The 16,318-nt window shown below is 36.6% G+C and carries 12 protein-coding genes and 1 pseudogene; 6 read left to right on the top strand and 7 right to left on the bottom strand.

The window, feature by feature from the left end:
• Positions 1 to 40: 40 nt before the first annotated feature.
• The 6 genes from ABDZ84_RS03760 to ABDZ84_RS03735 form a co-directional block, all read right to left on the bottom strand.
• Complete coding sequence (locus ABDZ84_RS03760; protein ID WP_343780136.1) at positions 41 to 1,960, bottom strand: BglG family transcription antiterminator; 1,920 nt, start codon at positions 1,958 to 1,960, stop codon at positions 41 to 43.
• A gap of 178 nt (positions 1,961 to 2,138) precedes the next feature.
• On the bottom strand, positions 2,139 to 4,067 hold the full coding sequence (locus tag ABDZ84_RS03755; protein WP_166530224.1) for a BglG family transcription antiterminator: 1,929 nt from the start codon (positions 4,065 to 4,067) through the stop codon (positions 2,139 to 2,141).
• Between the two features lie 300 nt (positions 4,068 to 4,367).
• Complete coding sequence (locus tag ABDZ84_RS03750; protein ID WP_166530223.1) at positions 4,368 to 5,750, bottom strand: glycoside hydrolase family 1 protein; 1,383 nt, start codon at positions 5,748 to 5,750, stop codon at positions 4,368 to 4,370.
• 23 nt (positions 5,751 to 5,773) lie between these two features.
• The gene (locus tag ABDZ84_RS03745) at positions 5,774 to 6,079 is read right to left on the bottom strand and encodes a PTS sugar transporter subunit IIA (protein WP_026682575.1); all 306 of its coding nucleotides are present in this window, start codon (positions 6,077 to 6,079) and stop codon (positions 5,774 to 5,776) included.
• A 42-nt stretch (positions 6,080 to 6,121) separates the two neighbouring features.
• Positions 6,122 to 7,411, bottom strand: a complete 1,290-nt coding sequence (gene celB, locus ABDZ84_RS03740) for a PTS cellobiose transporter subunit IIC (protein ID WP_166530222.1) — start codon at positions 7,409 to 7,411, stop codon at positions 6,122 to 6,124.
• Between the two features lie 14 nt (positions 7,412 to 7,425).
• Positions 7,426 to 7,740 carry a PTS sugar transporter subunit IIB gene (locus ABDZ84_RS03735; RefSeq protein ID WP_026682577.1) on the bottom strand — a complete coding sequence of 105 codons (315 nt, stop codon included), beginning with the start codon at positions 7,738 to 7,740 and terminating at the stop codon, positions 7,426 to 7,428.
• A gap of 309 nt (positions 7,741 to 8,049) precedes the next feature.
• Here ABDZ84_RS03735 and ABDZ84_RS21440 point away from each other — a divergent pair, with 309 nt between their 5' ends.
• From ABDZ84_RS21440 to ABDZ84_RS03720, 3 genes are all read left to right on the top strand, one after another.
• Positions 8,050 to 8,235 (top strand): DUF6262 family protein, encoded by a 186-nt coding sequence (locus ABDZ84_RS21440; RefSeq protein WP_425542078.1) that lies wholly within the window; start codon positions 8,050 to 8,052, stop codon positions 8,233 to 8,235.
• Between the two features lie 543 nt (positions 8,236 to 8,778).
• Entirely contained in the window at positions 8,779 to 9,792 is a 1,014-nt protein-coding gene (locus ABDZ84_RS03725) for an AraC family transcriptional regulator (protein ID WP_166530221.1), read from the top strand.
• Positions 9,793 to 9,920: 128 nt separating this feature from the next.
• Positions 9,921 to 10,715, top strand: coding sequence for an SDR family NAD(P)-dependent oxidoreductase (locus ABDZ84_RS03720; RefSeq protein ID WP_121603724.1), 795 nt, complete (start codon positions 9,921 to 9,923; stop codon positions 10,713 to 10,715).
• Between the two features lie 355 nt (positions 10,716 to 11,070).
• Here the strand turns inward: ABDZ84_RS03720 and ABDZ84_RS03715 are convergent.
• A pseudogene (locus ABDZ84_RS03715) lies at positions 11,071 to 12,597 on the bottom strand (S8 family serine peptidase); the annotation flags it as partial.
• A gap of 553 nt (positions 12,598 to 13,150) precedes the next feature.
• Between ABDZ84_RS03715 and ABDZ84_RS03710 the strand changes: the two are divergent.
• The 3 genes from ABDZ84_RS03710 to ABDZ84_RS03700 all read left to right on the top strand — a co-directional run bounded on the left by ABDZ84_RS03710 (position 13,151) and on the right by ABDZ84_RS03700 (position 16,307).
• Positions 13,151 to 14,545 (top strand): NAD-dependent succinate-semialdehyde dehydrogenase, encoded by a 1,395-nt coding sequence (locus ABDZ84_RS03710; RefSeq protein WP_343780130.1) that lies wholly within the window; start codon positions 13,151 to 13,153, stop codon positions 14,543 to 14,545.
• Between the two features lie 425 nt (positions 14,546 to 14,970).
• On the top strand, positions 14,971 to 16,050 hold the full coding sequence (locus ABDZ84_RS03705) for an MBL fold metallo-hydrolase (RefSeq protein ID WP_121603727.1): 1,080 nt from the start codon (positions 14,971 to 14,973) through the stop codon (positions 16,048 to 16,050).
• On the top strand, positions 16,047 to 16,307 hold the full coding sequence (locus ABDZ84_RS03700; RefSeq protein WP_026679747.1) for a DUF3006 domain-containing protein: 261 nt from the start codon (positions 16,047 to 16,049) through the stop codon (positions 16,305 to 16,307). Before ABDZ84_RS03705 ends, ABDZ84_RS03700 begins: the two co-directional genes overlap by 4 nt.
• Positions 16,308 to 16,318 lie beyond the last annotated feature (11 nt).

The following is a 16,318-nucleotide window of genomic DNA, read 5'->3' as shown; positions in this document are numbered from 1 at the left end:
TACTGTTTAAAGTAGGCATAATAGCTTAACTAGATTACATCTAATTGTAACTTTTTATATTCGTGATAAAGGACTGCTTATCTGGTGCTTTCATTAATGCATTAAACGTAATCGGATCTTGAGAAATAGAAGATATTTGATTAATAATTGTTTTTATAGGATTGGATTTATCATTGGCTATAGCAAGCATAAAAACAATTGATACCCTTTCGCTTCCCCATTCTATTGGTGTATCAAGAACGGCCACCGCTATGGAGGTTTTTCGCACTAGACTAGGATCTCCATGTGGGATAGCCACACCACCCCCAATAGATGTAGCAGATTTTTTCTCACGTAATAGGGCATGATGAACATATTCTTGCTTAATATTACCTTTAGCTAATAATTGGTTGCCAAGCATTTCTACAACTTGGTAACGATGCTCTGCTTTAACATTTATGAATAAGAGTTCTTCACTCATTAAATCAGCTAGAAAAGAACCTGACGAATTCGAACTATCACTTATCGTACCTTGTTTAAAGAATTGAGCCAATTTATCTTGATCCTCCTGTTCAAGTAAAGGAGAAATAATAATGGTTGGAATACTACTATTACTTAGTGCTGTCGTAGAAATAATCAAGTTAACCTCATGAAGCTGAATGAAACGAGGTACTTCTGATTTACCTATTGCACCAACGATTTGAATATCCTTATATTGTTGTTCTATTTTCACTTGCAACAAATGAGACATTCCTACACCCATATGACATACAATTAATACCTTTGGAACCTTCCTCCTCTTCTTTTGGATTCTTTCAAGCGAAGCTTGGAAATGAAGAACAAGGTAAGCAACTTCATCTTCTGGAAGATTCATATAAAATTGTCTCTTTACATTTTCTATTGCTAACGTCACCATACTAAACATATATGGATACATCTTTTTAATATTACCTAACAAAGGATTTGTGATTGGAAATCCATATTTAAGTCGATGAATGACTGCATCTAGATGAATAGCTAAGCCATTCAATAATTGCTCATCTTCTTCAAAGGATATCATCGTTAACCGTTTAATCTTACTGGTTATTGCAGAAGCTACCTGTACAGTTTTCGGATGCTGTTTATTCAAAGGAGTTGATTGATCTTCCCTTTTTTTACAACTACGTACATGCCATGTAAAGTAAATAATTTCTGCTTTAGAAATAGATATACAAAACTTCAATTCCAATTCTTCTAAAAACTTTTCAGAGGCTTTATATTCTCTTGTTTTAAAAAATGCTTCGTCAGGAGTATTTGAAATAACGATAGATGCATGTTGTTTTGTTCGTTTCACCAATATAAGTGCATGCATCAAAAGACCGTCCAACGCACTATCTGCAAAAGGGATGCCACTTGATAGCCTCATATTGTCCAACGCATTATTTATAGTAGAAATTTCAAATGGTAAAAATAAATCAAATAGGTAATTTCTTGTGTTATCAACGATAAATTCTTGTAAATGTGCTAAAGCAATACGTTTATTAATCTCTTCACCTTCTATAATATGCCCTAGTTTCTGCCTAGAAGTTAATAAAAGATCAAAGTTCTTTATCCACTCAGCTATTCGTTTCATGTCAGCTTTAATAGCTGCTTTATGAATGTGATGTTCATCTGCCAATGTTTGTAATGTAACTGGTCGTTTACTCTCCAATAAGCGATAGGCAATTTTCATTGCTCGCTCATCTTCAGATATTGTCTCCGCAAATAGTTCCTGGAATAATTTTTTTCGTTCGACATTATTTATGTCTAGATAGACGCCTGTACCAGGCTTACGAACTATTGAGGCGGATGAGAAAGTCCTTACATAATCTTCAATCTGTTTAAGATCATTACGCACTGTCTTCTCTGAACATTGAACATGTGTTGCAAGATCCTGTATAAGAAATGGCTTACTATCATTTGATAATAATATCTCAATTAGCTCTCTCTGTCTGTTATTCATTGCAGCACCAACTTCTTACAAAGCTTGTCCGTTAACCAAAACAAACTGGAGAAGCTTTGTTGTATTTTACTGATTTGCTAGAAATTTGATACGATCTTTATTCGTAGCAAAACAGCTATATACAACTAGAATAGCAAAAGGAAGGACTTTTTTCCTTATTCACATCGTTCTTACTTTTTTAACGTAAGGCAGACATGAATGAATCAAAGGTCGATGCCTTGATTAATTGGTGTATCATTGTTTCCGAGTTTACCATTCTCCCCAACAGATCATACATATGTTGCAAGTCTTCCTGACTATCTTTCTTGACATTTAAAAGGCAGACAAATTGGACAGGTTTATTTCCCCAGGTAATTGCTTTTTTCAAAGTACAAACAGTTAAGAACGTTTTATTTGTTTGTGGAGTTATCGGATGTGGAATGGCTACTAGGTTGCCGAACGAAGTAGGAGCTATTGCTTCTCTGACATATAGATTATCTAGATAGCTCTTATTTACATGTCCTAACTGAAGTAGCTTTTGATGTAAAAAATGCAATACTTCCTTCTTTGTTTCAAAATCTTTCTGTAAGAATATGAGATTTTCTTGAAAATAACCAGATATATTTCGTTGATTACCAATGAATTGCCCAATTTTTTTCATATCATTATTTCCAAGAATAGCATTTACTTCGATAACTGGAACTGATAAATTCTCTATAATAGGAACTGAACTAATAATCAAGTCAACGTTGTTTAAATTATAAGCTTTTAATTTATACAATTCTGTAATACCTACTACATCAAGACTCTGTCTGAATTGTGTTTTTACTCGATAGTAGATCAATTGTGCAGTCCCAAACCCAGAAGCACAGACAATTAAACATCGTTTAGGTCCGGAATTTAAGTTCCTTCTTTCGATAGCTGCACCAATATGCAAGGCAATATAGCCAATTTCATTTTCATCAATTTTGGTATCTGTTATTTTTTCAATCATTAAACCACCAAGAATAGCCGTTTCAAATGCTAATGGATACTTCTTTTTAATGTCCTCCAATAATGGATTTCTAATATTCATACCATATTTATAGCGATTAATTGCAGGTTTTAAATGCAAGCTTAGTGCAATAATTAGTTCCTTATCATGCTCAATACCTAAGCGATACTCTTCCTCAATTTTAGCTAACATTTTTTTACTAATAGCCAAAATAGTATCGTCAATCATTTGTTCGTTAAGCACGTCTACTTTTGTAGGCTGCGAAAGCATTTTCGTTCCCAATAAATGAATAGCAATATAAGCGGTCTCCTCCTTTGGGAAAACAACGTTAAAATGTTCTTCTACATCCTTTACAATTTTTAAAGCTACTTGATATTCACTCTGCTTTTCTATTTGGCTACGTTCACTTGGTTGTAAATTAACATGATTTCCACTACGAATTCTTTTGTAAGCGATCGCAATATGAATGAGAAGGTTATTAATAGCAATATCTGACATACTAATTTGATGTTGACTAATTTGCTGCATAATAATTGCTGATATGGCATGGAAATCTGTTGGCATCAAACTAGAAGATAAGCCTTTCATCCCATTTTCGGTACAATCACTACTTCGATCAACAACATATTCTGCCATACAAAAACGTAATTTAAGCTCGTCTCCTCTAAGCTCAAGTCCGTAATTAGGTCTGGAATGTAATTGAATAGAGTAATGATTTAAGATGGACTTTACCTGTTTTAAATCATTTTGAACAGTCGATTTACTCACGTACAATTCGTCAGCCAATTGCTCGATCTTTACATAATCATCACTAACTAATAGCTTTCGAATAATATAAGCTTCTCTTTCTTCAGGCGATTGAGGTTGTAGATAATCCTTTGACAATTCTGGATATGCAATATGGTGAAGAAATTGGCGAAATTTCTTTTCCTGAAAAACAACCAATTTATAACCTTTTCCCATAAGGGTTTGGATTTGTGCACCATGATTCATAACCAACGCATCTAGCTTTTTTATATCCTCCCTCGTTGTTCTAGATGTAACGTTATTTATATCAGCCAAAAATTCACCTGTAACAGGTGCATCTATAGTCATTAACTTTTTTAAAATTACTCTCATTCTCGAGGTAAGCATACCCATTTGCTCCTTACTCGGATCGATGTAATAAAGTGAAACCTCAATCAGTGGGAGTTTTGTTTATCCCCCACAGGATGGTTAGTACCACAAGGGTATGACCTAAAGTCCTCTAAACCAATCGGACATTACTGGCAGTCGCTCCCCACTTATCCATATTGGTTTCACTTTTTCACTTGAAGTTTGGGGCTTACTGCCAGTTATATGAGGGATAAAGGGCGTTCTGACTCGTTCAAAATCAAAACTCCTTAATCGATATTTTCATTAAAATCATTATCGGATAGCTAGCAGCTTTGCTGTCTAAAAACCATTATTTTCTGCTACATGCTTTATCCAATGCGCACTTTTCTTCGGTGTTCGTTTCATTGTCTTTAGGTCTACAGCAAAAAAACCATAGCGATTTTTATAAGCATTCATCCACGACCAATTATCCATGAAAGCCCATAAATGATAGCCTTTTACATTACAATTTTCTTGTATAGCCTGATGCACCCATTTCAAATGCTCTTTTATAAATTCTATTCGATAATCATCCTGAATTTCTCTATTTCTTAGAAATCGTTCTTCATTCTGAACTCCCATGCCATTTTCCGAAATAAAAGATTCAATATTTCCATAGTTATCTTTTAAATTTTTCAAAATATCATAGATTCCTTTTTCATATATCTCCCACCCACGATACTTATTCATTTTTCTACCTGGCATTTCATAGCTATCAAAATACATATCGGGCATAAACGGAGCATACGGGTTTGGTAAATACTCTTTTGCTTTCACACGACGAGGCTGATAATAATTCACACCGAGAATATCAACCTTGTTCTCCCTTAATAATTCTTTATCTCCGACTTCTGTATTCGGTAATAGTCCATGTTCATTTAAAATCTCTATTAGCTCGCTCGGATACTCCCCAAGGACCGCCGGATCCAAGAAGCTACGATTGAAAAATAAGTCTGCTATTCTAGAAGCTCTTAAATCAGCTGGATTATTACTTCTAGGATAGGACGGTGTTAGATTTAAAATGATTCCAATTTTACTTCCATTGTCATTGTATGTACGAAATGCTTCTACTGCCTTTGCATGTGCAATCATTGTGTGATAAGCAACTTGAGTGGCCTTTTTAGCATCAACGATATTCGGATAATGAAAATCATACAAGTATCCACCTTCAACTGGAACAATTGGTTCATTAAATGTAAACCATTTTGTCACACGGTCGCCGAATAATTGAAAACAAGTCTTCGCATAGTCTACATATTTCTCAACTACTTCTCTACTTTCCCATCCGCCTTGCTGTTGCAGATCAAAAGGCATATCAAAGTGAAACAGATTTACAAACGGCTCAATGTCTTGAGCAATCAATTCATCAATTACATGATTGTAAAAGTCTGCCGCTTTTTGGTTTACTTCACCATAAGGCATAAACCTTGACCATGATATAGATAAACGAAAGGTATTATGACCAATTTCTTTCATTAATTTTATATCTTCTTTATATGTGTGATAAAAATTAGAGGTAGTATCAGGGCCAATTTCATCAAAAAATCGGTTTGGCTCCTTCTCATACCAATGATCCCAGATGTTTTTCGCTTTACCATCTTCTTTCGCAGCACCTTCTATTTGTGTTGCTGACGTTGCACTTCCCCACCAAAAATCTTCAGGAAACTGAAAGTTGATTGTCACCGCTAGTTCCTCCTCTTAACTTACTATTTATTTCTGTATATTTCGATAATCTCTATCGCAAGGTCCCTTACTGTCATTGATGTCATTAAATGATCTTGTGAATGAATAAGCATGACATTAATAACATTTTCTTCACCCTTTGCTTCCTGTTGTAATAGCTGGGTTTGGTATTCATGCGCCTTTCCTAGTTCTTCTCCAGCCTGTTCAACTAGTTCATCGGCTAATGTAAAATTACCGATCTTTGCCTCTTGAATGGCTTCCATTACGTTTGATTTTCCATTACCGGCGTGCAATATTATTTGAAATGCAATATTTGTTGTTTGATCCACGCTTTTCACCTCTTAAGACTGCTTAAAATACTGTTATTATGATTAGCTTTTCTTTACCTTCGTTTCTTTTTCATAGTAACTCTTGTCCATAATCTTTAAGAATGGCCACCAAATCGCAATTACTATAACTAAATTTACTGCCTGTAGTACCCCTCCTTGCCATGCATTACCTGTTGCTAAAAATCCATTTAAAATAACTGGTGTTGTCCATGGGACAATTACCCCAGCAGGTGGCGGAACTAATCCAGTCGACATAGCAAAATATGTAATAATGGTAACTACAACTGGAGCAACAAGCCATGGAATAATAATTAATGGATTCATGATAATCGGTAAGCCAAAGATAATAGGCTCGTTTACATTAAATACCCCGGCAGGTGCACCAAGCTTACCTAATTCCTTCAATTGTCTACTTCTACCAATTAGAAATATTAGAATGATAACAGCTAACGTCATGCCTGATCCTCCCATACCAACAAGGAAAGAGTCGACAAATTGCTTCGTCACAATGTTTGGTAATTCAGTCCCCGCCTGAAACGCTGATAAATTTTGATCATTTAATGCATACCAGATTGGATCAAATACTGAATTCACAATGATTTGGCCATGTAATCCAAAGAACCAGAAAACCTGAATCAACAGTACCGCAACAATAGTTGCTGGCAATCCACTACCAAGTTCAGTTAATGGTTGTTGGATTATAGTATAAATAAAATTCTGTACTGTCTCAAAATTGGTGTAACTAAATAGAATGCGGACTATTAAAAAAATGGATAATGTTAGGGTAATCGGAATTAATGCACTAAATGATTTTGACACTGCCCCCGGAACCCCAGCTGGCATTTTAATTGTCCAATCTTTTTGTACGAAGAAACGATATAACTCAGCTGAAATAAATGCAGTAAAGATACCAAGAAACATTCCTTGGGCTCCTAGACTTGCTGTAGGAATAACTCCAGATACTCCTTCTAATACCTGTGGCGTTAATATCAAGAAAGCTGCTAGTGCAACTACACCGCCATAAATAGCCTCCCCTTCGTAATGCTCTGTTAACTTATAACCAATCCCAACGATTACAAATAATCCCATTATGCTTAAGGTGGCAGCTGAAGCTGGTCCTAATGCATTTTGGTATGCCTTATAGGCTTCCTCACTAATCATACTATCGAGGAAGGGAAAATTTGCAATAACAACAAATATAGAACCAAAAATAATAAGTGGTAACGCAACCATAAATCCGTCACGTAAAGCGGATAAGTAACGGTTATTGTTTAACTTATCAGCAATCGGTAATAAGAAGTTCTCCAACATTTCCATAAACTTCCCATTCATCTAAATCTCCTCCTTTAACTATTTTCATTAAGCAATTCCAATGCCTTATTTAACACTGCTTCTCCGTCGATTCTTCCATAAGCAATTGGATCAATTACATCAATCGGTACATTCCATTCACTCGCCGCTTTAGAAAGTTTCTTTTTTAAAAAACGCATTTGTGGACCGATAAGTAGTACATCCGCTTTTTCCATTTCCTGCGTTATCTTATCTTGTGCCACAGCCCATATCTGAACCTCCATTTCCGTTTCAGATGCTATTTCTTCCATTTTTGCTACTAATAAACTCGTAGACATACCAGCTGAACATGCTAGAACAATATTTTTCATGGAAAATCCCTCCTATGTTGATGTTTGTTAACTTATCTATAAGTTTATACGAATACAAACAGCAACTACACCTATACTTTTTCCGTCATGAAACGGAAATAATTAATCGCTTACATGTGATTACATAGCACCTCACCAGCTGTTTACCTCCCTTCATATAAGAATAACCTCCGTGTTTTCACGAATTTTGGAACGATATTACGTTATGAAATGGTTTTATGGACGTCTTGATCGCTTAAGAAGAGAACTAGAACGAAAAGGAAAAAGCGGTGCTTAAACATGGGTGATTATGATCGCATGGAACATTGAATACACGTAAAAAAGGGGGGTGAAGCGATTCAAAGACTCATCCGAGCCAATGAAAATGTTAATTTCAATAGTATTGCAGAGGAAGCAGGTGTAGCAAAAGCAACATTGTACAACAATCCTGAAATTCGTGAGAAAATTGGATTATTAAGGAAGCGGAACTCGCAAATGCCAACACCAAACAATTAAAACGAGTAATGAATGGAAGCAATAAAAATGCCATTATAGATTCACTAAACGGAAAATCGAGAAACTAGAAGATGATAACCAACAACTACAAAAGCAGTTAAATGTAGCTTATGGGAAGGTGTAAGTTCTACTTTTTTAAAACTATTTAGGTTGAAGTAACGATACCAACAAAACATTCTCATACTATTTCGCAAACAGGCCAGATTGTAAATGATAGACATATTGAATACTGGATAAATTAATTTAATGCTAAGATCAATTTAAGCCCAAGATTATAGTGAGTGACTTTCTGATTGGGTAGGTACAAATAACAAAAACACTAAAACATATTTAAACCGCTTAGGTAAATAGGATTATTTAGATGCCTTTTAATGGTACCTATTACTAACGGATTTATTCGACGTAGTTGGCTAGTAAAATGTCACCCTTTGCTAGTTACAATGCTAGATTGAATAGGTATTATAATATCTGTCCCGTTAACTAGGCAGAACACAATCACAAGCAAAACTAGTGAATGTTTAGATAGCTAAAGGAGGACCCATTATGAAGTCTTATACTCGTATTAAAATCCCGGCAGGATTTTGGGCAGGCATACATCAATTAGGGATTGCCCCCCACGACGTGGCTCGAAAAGCACGACTACCGCTCACCATTATTACTGACCCAGTTGTCACTACCGATCAATATTTCGCGATTTGGCAGGCTTATTCGGATCTCATTGATGACACTGCCAAAGGAATTATCAAGCTTATGACCGTCTTTGAAACAGCGCATTATCCACCCACAGTATTAGCGACTTACCATGCTCGTGACTACCGTGACGCTCTAAAACGAATGGCACGGTACAAACAGATGTGTCCCCCTGAAAGCTTACATATCACCGAGGGAGGTGAGAAATGTACAATTGAACTAGATTGGTTGTATACCGAGCAACCAGGTCCACCGATGCTAGTTGGAATCACTCTGGCATTTCTTTTGGAGCTTGGACGTCGGGGCACAGGCCAACCGTTGATGGCGAAATTTGTCGAATTTACGCACTCAATGGGCGACCTACAGGCACTTGAAGCTTACTTCGGCTGCCATATCCGGATTGGTGCAAATTGTAACAGGTTGACGCTACATCGAAGAGATCTAGACCTCCCTTTTGTCTCGTACAACGAAGAGTTGCTGGAGATTCTGACACCCGTATTAGACAAATCGTTGGATGAGCAGCAACGCAGTCGCTCAATCACCGAAATGGTCAAGTGGATTATGAAACGTAACCTAACAGGAGGGCGCCCTGACATTCAGACTGTCGCAAGCGAGTTTGGGATGAGCGATCGTACCTTGCAGCGACGTCTTACTGACGAAGGCACGAACTTCAAGCATCTTTTGACACAAGTCCGACATGAGTTAGCTCGAGAGTACCTCGCAGATCCCTCGTTCGATATTAAAGAAGTAGCCTTCATGATTGGATATGAAGACCAGAACTCGTTTTACCGCGCCTTCCGCATTTGGGAAGGTGATACTCCCTTAAATTGGCGTACTGAACAATTAGGTACAAACTCAAGAAATTAACTTTGTCTTAAAAGTAAATTTTTTAACACTATATTAAAAAAGAATAACCTAATTATTACCCCAAAGTGTAGAAGCGCGTTTATTTTAACTTATTATCATAAAAGATAAATGAAATGGAGAAATGTATTATGGATATGGGATTAAACAATAAAACAGCTTTAGTTACAGGATCAACGAAAGGTATAGGTAAAGCAATTGCCATTGAACTTGCCAAAGAAGGTGTCAATGTGCTAATTAATGGACGAAATTATGAAGAGGTAGAACGAATCGTAAATGAAATTAAATCGAATTTCCCGGCTACCTCTCCTCAAAATGCTACAGCCGATATTGTCGATATTCTACAAAGAGAAGCCTTATTTAAAAAATACCCCACTATTGATATTTTAGTTAACAATATGGGTATTTATGAGATTATGCAATATGAGGACATTGACGATGAAGCATGGGAAAAATACTTCCGTACTAATGTTCTTGCTGCAAATGGATTATCTAAGTTTTTTTTACCTAAAATGTTAAAAAACGATTATGGTCGCATTATTTTTATTGCTAGTGAAGAAGCAATTATGCCTTCAGGACAAATGCCTCAGTATTGTATGACAAAATCCATGCTATTATCATTGTCAAAAAGCTTATCTAAATTAACAGTAGGAGCAGAAGTTACAGTTAATACAATCATGCCAGGACCAACACTCTCTGAAAATGTTCATCAAATAATTGAGGGTATATACTCTCATGCTGATATGACTTTTTCAGAAAAAGAGAAAGAATTTATGACTACAAACCTACCTCAATCTGAAATACAACGATTTATCAAGCCAATTGAAATAGGTAGACTAACTACATTTTTGTGTAGTCCTTATGCATCCGCATTTAAAGGTTCTCCAATCCGCATGGATGGGGGAATGGTACCGACTATTTTTTAGTATTTTTCTATTTCAAATATTGTATATAAGTTTAACAAACGTAAAAGAATAGGATGCTCTAATACTATAGAAGGGCGCGATTGAAACAAAAGGAGGCTGAGGCCGCGACCGCGGAAAGCAAGTATATTTTCACGGTGCGGCGATGATACTCCTATTGATAACATGATTATTCGTATGTTGAGTAAAGAAGTTGTGTTTCGTCCCAGCCTCCTTATTTTATAAATTTTTCTATTTAGGTTTTGATAATCGTGGAACTGTTGAGACAGCTATTTCGATCGAATGGTTCCTAATTTTGGGCTAATTATCTCATTAGTGCTGTTCGATGATCATTTAAGAAAAACATTGATTTTTGCATTCCTAAGCTCGGAATTATCGAAGAAACAGCGTCATATGCGTTCACTAATCCATAACCATATCCATTATTCGGTGAATTTGGAAATTCGTTATCAGTTAATGGTGTGGCAGTAGCTAGTAGAGCTTCTTCTATTTCATTAACAGTTAAGCTACTATCAGCTTGTTTCATCAAAGCCACAACTGCTGAAACAGCAGGACCTGCCATTGATGTACCATTCCACCCGCCTTCATAACCATTGCCTGGAACACTAGAACGAATATTTACACCTGGTGCTGAAATATCGGGTTTAATTTCATCATAAGGGGACGGACCTTGTAATGAAAAGCTTCCTAGCGAATCATTAGAATCGGTTGCACCAGTAGCAAATGACTCTGGATAGTTTGCTGGTACCGCAATCGACTCTGGACCACCTGGATTATAGATCGACGTATTCCCTGCAGAGAATTCCGGGAATATTTCTGCTGCTCTCCAATTTCTTACAACGTCTCGATACCATTCATTAAGACCCGGACCACCTCCCCACGAATTATTTACAACATCGGGCGCCATATCAACGCGTGAATTTCCTTGTGCATCTGTAGGAGCTAAAATCCACTCCGCTGCTTCGAGAAGATCAGTATCGGTACCTCCAGTTGCTGAAAAGGCTTTTACAGCGATCCAATTTGCTCCTGGAGCAACACCTACTTGGTTTGAGCCATCTGGCTCACTACCTACCATTGTTCCAGTAACGTGTGTGCCATGACCTTGATCATCATAAGGAGCCGATTCCCCTGCTGTCGCATCAAACCAATTAAAGTCATGATTCACTTCTCCGGAAGTATTATCATAGCCTCGATATTTTTCTTGTAGCGCTGGATGATCCCATTGAACACCTGTATCTATACTAGCAACGGTTACACCTGATCCATCAAATCCCATATCCCATACTGTGGGGGCTCCAACACGTTCAACATTCCATTCGACATTCGCGATTTTTGAAGCAGGTGCTTCTGCATCTTTTGTAATTGTAGTAAACAATTGTCTTCTTTCATTTGGCAGTATCTTTTCTACCTCCGTAAAAGCTGCAAGCTTATTGGCAACTTTCTTCGTTGCTGTGACAGCCATTCCGTTTACAATATGATACGACTTAAATGTGTCTACATTTCCTTTTTCGACTTCTGCTTCAAGGAACTTCCTAACTTTCTGCTGAGAATTTAAGGATGTTTCCTTTAATTCTGTTAAAACGGCAGTTCGTTGGGTTAATTCAGCCTTCTTTGCAGATAACTGCGCTTTCTGACTAGAGGCTTTCGCCCGTTCAGCTATTTTCATAGTATCTGCTTTTTCTTTAAATTTGACTAGGAAGGTTAACTTATCATCGCCCTTAAACTCTTTAATCAACCGCTTACTGACTTTTTCTTTTACCATTTGGTTCGACATACCGTTCGACTCTGCATTCGTTACTCCAGGTACAATTAATGAAAATGTCAATAGTACTGTTGCGGCAAAGCTAAATGCTGTTCTCATTTGACGTCTACGTTTAGCTTTCATGACCATTCCTCCCATCAATTTTTGACACATTTCCAATGCAGATAAGAATCAAATCCATATAGAACACTTTGCCTCCTTTTTTCACTCATTTCGTTCTTATCTGACTATGGTGCTTTTCTGTCGTATCTAGGTTGTTACTCAATTATAGAAGATGAAAAAGGGAGAAATATGTCAAACAACGTCGAAAAAAATTCTCATTTTGAAGATTGATAGATTAGTCATAAATTTTCTTAAAATATTTCTAGGTATTTTTAAATAGATTTGCATCATAGATATCCAAATAAAGCTAGCATACTATTTGATTTTAACGTAATTACAAGTTTATATCTAAATAATAATAATTTTCTATTTTTTAAGAAAAATGATAAAATAAACCTATACATCCTTCTTCATTTACCATTTCACTTTCTTAGCGAAAGAAAATAAAGACTTTGTAAGTAAATGTATAGGATTTATTATTTTAATTTATAGTTCATATGTTTTTATCGATGAATAACTAGGGAATATAATAAATATAATAAAACGTTATATTAATGAGCAAAGGAGTTTTATAATGGCTAAATCGATTATTGTTACAAACCCAGCTACTGGAGAAACTATTAAAGAAATTAAGAAACATAGCAAAGAAGAAATTCAAGTAGCGCTTAAAAAAGGACATGACTATTTCCCAAAATGGTCAAAGGTTAATGCCCATAAAAGAGCCGAATTATTAAATACGTGGGCGAAAAAAATTCGTGATGCCAAAGATGACATTGCCGAGCTGATGACACTTGAAAATGGAAAACCATTAAAAGAATCCTCTGGTGAAGTAGAATATGCTGCAAGCTATATTGATTGGTACGCAGAAGAAGCAAAGCGAATATATGGTAGGACCATTCCAGCAAATACGGAGTCCAAACGCATTATTATTAGTAAACAACCCGTTGGTTTAGTCGCCGCGATCACTCCTTGGAATTTTCCAGCAGCCATGATGACTCGTAAAGCTGCGCCAGCACTTGCTGCAGGTTGTACATTCATTGTTAAGCCAGCCTCTGAAACACCATTGACTGGCATACGAATTATTGAATTAGCTCATGAAGCTGGCATCCCAGAAGAAGCAATTCAATACGTTTCTGGTTCTGGTAGTATAATTGGTGACCTATTTACCAACAGCGACTATGTACGAAAAATAACATTTACTGGATCTACATCTGTTGGAAAAGAATTAATAAAAAACAGTGCCGATACAGTAAAGCATGTAACGATGGAGCTTGGTGGACATGCACCATTGATTGTAGCCAAGGATGCTGATATCGAGCTAGCAGCCAAACAAACAGTAGCTACGAAATTCCGTAATGCTGGTCAGACCTGTGTTTGTGCAAACAGAATCATTGTTCATGAAGATGTCGTTGACAAATTCGCTGAAAAGTTTGTTGCAGAAGTAAAGCAGCTTCAAGTAGGAAATGGATTACATGAAGGTGTTGATATCGGCCCAATCATTAATCAAGGTGGCTATGAAAAAATCATTTCTCACATTACTGATGCCAAAGAAAAGGGTGCACAAGTACTGTTAGGAGATCAATTTGATGCAAATGACGACAAAGGATACTACTTTGTTCATCCAACTGTACTTAAAAATGTAACTGAAGAAATGGATATTATGCACGAAGAAACATTTGGTCCTGTTGCTCCAATAACCACGTTTACAGAAATAGATGAAGCTGTAGCGATGGCGAATCACACACCGTTTGGTCTTGCTGCCTACTTCTTTACTAATGACTATCGCACTGGCACATATCTTCATGAACATTTAGACTATGGAATTATTGGCTGGAATGATGGTGGACCATCAGCGGCACATGCCCCATTTGGTGGAATGAAAGAGAGTGGACTAGGACGTGAAGGCGGCTTAGAAGGAATCGAACCTTATTTAGAAACTAAATACCTGTCTATTGGAAACTTAAATTAAAGCTTTCGCTTGAACAGCGCTTATCAATTATGTTGCTCCATCTGTAAAGCATCTCTAGATACTAGCTGATTCTCATTATATGTAAGGCTCTCTCACTTAGCAGCAGTTGCTAAACGGAAGAGAGCCTTTGCTTATCTGATACACGTAAACAAGATAACGAAGGAATCATCCAAAGACTGAGAACCAACTGCAAATCTCTCTGATTATTTGTTGTATCTATATTGATAACCCTTTTTAGATCGTGGAGATAACTTCCTCGCTCTAATAGCCTTGTGACATCAGAACAATTATGATGACTGTTTAATTTAGTCACTTCACCCCCCTATTTTCACTCAGAATATTTAGTTATTATAGCCGCTATTCTTTCCTTTTCCTTTCGATACCAACTTATAATACTATTAAGGTAAAGAAGGGGGACATGTTACATGAAGCGTCATTGGCTGTTTTTGATTATCATTGGATTATTTTGCTTCGTAACGGCTTGTGGTAAATCACCCACACAATCAGATAGTGTTGCACACTCAACGTCTTCAAATGGGCAACTGGATGTTCATTACATAGATGCTGGCCAAGCAGATGCGACGCTATTTCGCTATTCAGAGGATCAACAAACCTATACGATTTTATATGACACTGGTGATTGGAAAAGTAATGATGTAAACGAATATTTAGCGTCCCAAGCTATTAATAACATTGATTTAATCATTATTAGTCATCCAGATGCTGATCATATTGGACAATTAGCAGAAATCCTTCAAACATACGAAACACAGGAAGTATGGATGAGTGGTAATGAAAGCTCTTCTCAAACCTTTCAAAAAGCTTTAGAAGCAGTAATTGATAGTGGCGCTAACTATGAAGAACCTCGAGTAGGAGAGCAGTTTGTAATCGGGCCATTGGAAATCGACATCCTCTATCCTAAAGAAATCACAGGTGAAGCAAATAAAGAGTCTCTTTCCGTTCGATTATCATATGATCAAATGCGTTTTTTGTTTACAGGGGATGCAGGTAAAGCAGAGGAAAGAGAAATGCTTACGATGAATGATTCGATCGATGCGGATTTTCTCCAGCTTGGACACCACGGTTCCAATACATCTACCGCAGCTGAATTTGTAGAAGCAGTTAATCCACAAGTAGCTATTTATAGTGCAGGAAAGGATAATAATTATGGACACCCACATAAAGAAACAATAAAAAAAATCAAAAATGCTGGAATTGACTTATATGGTACAGATAATGATGGTACCATTATCATAACTACAAATGGAACAGAATATCAAATTTCTACGGAAAAAGGGAAAGATGAATGTATTGCCATTAACCAAGCTTCACATGATGACTTACAAAATATTATTCATATTGGCTCAGAGCGGGCAACTGCATTAATTGACTTACGACCGTATCAATCACTAAATGATTTGACAAAGATAAAAGGTATCAGTACTGCAACATTAGATGATATAAAAAAACAAGGATTAGCCTGTATGAAAGGAGCCGACAAATGAAAGGTGTCTTAGATCGCTTTGAAGATAATGAAAAAGCAGTCATCTTAGTGGAAGATAAACAAAAGGAAATTCTTATCGCTAAAAACCTGCTTCCAAAGGGAAGTGAAGTAGATACCTGTTTTGACATTACTGCTAAAGATGGAAAATATCAATTAGAAATAGACAAGGAATGTACAAAACACCAAGCAGAGAAGATATCAGAGCGCTTGGGAAAACTTCGCCAACAAAGGTCAGATAGTAAATTTAGAAAGAAATAGCGACCACAAAA

This window comes from Virgibacillus salarius (genome assembly GCF_039521925.1).
Classification (GTDB): Bacteria; Bacillota; Bacilli; order Bacillales; family Amphibacillaceae; genus Virgibacillus; species Virgibacillus salarius.
This window is presented reverse-complemented; position numbering and strand designations above follow the sequence as displayed.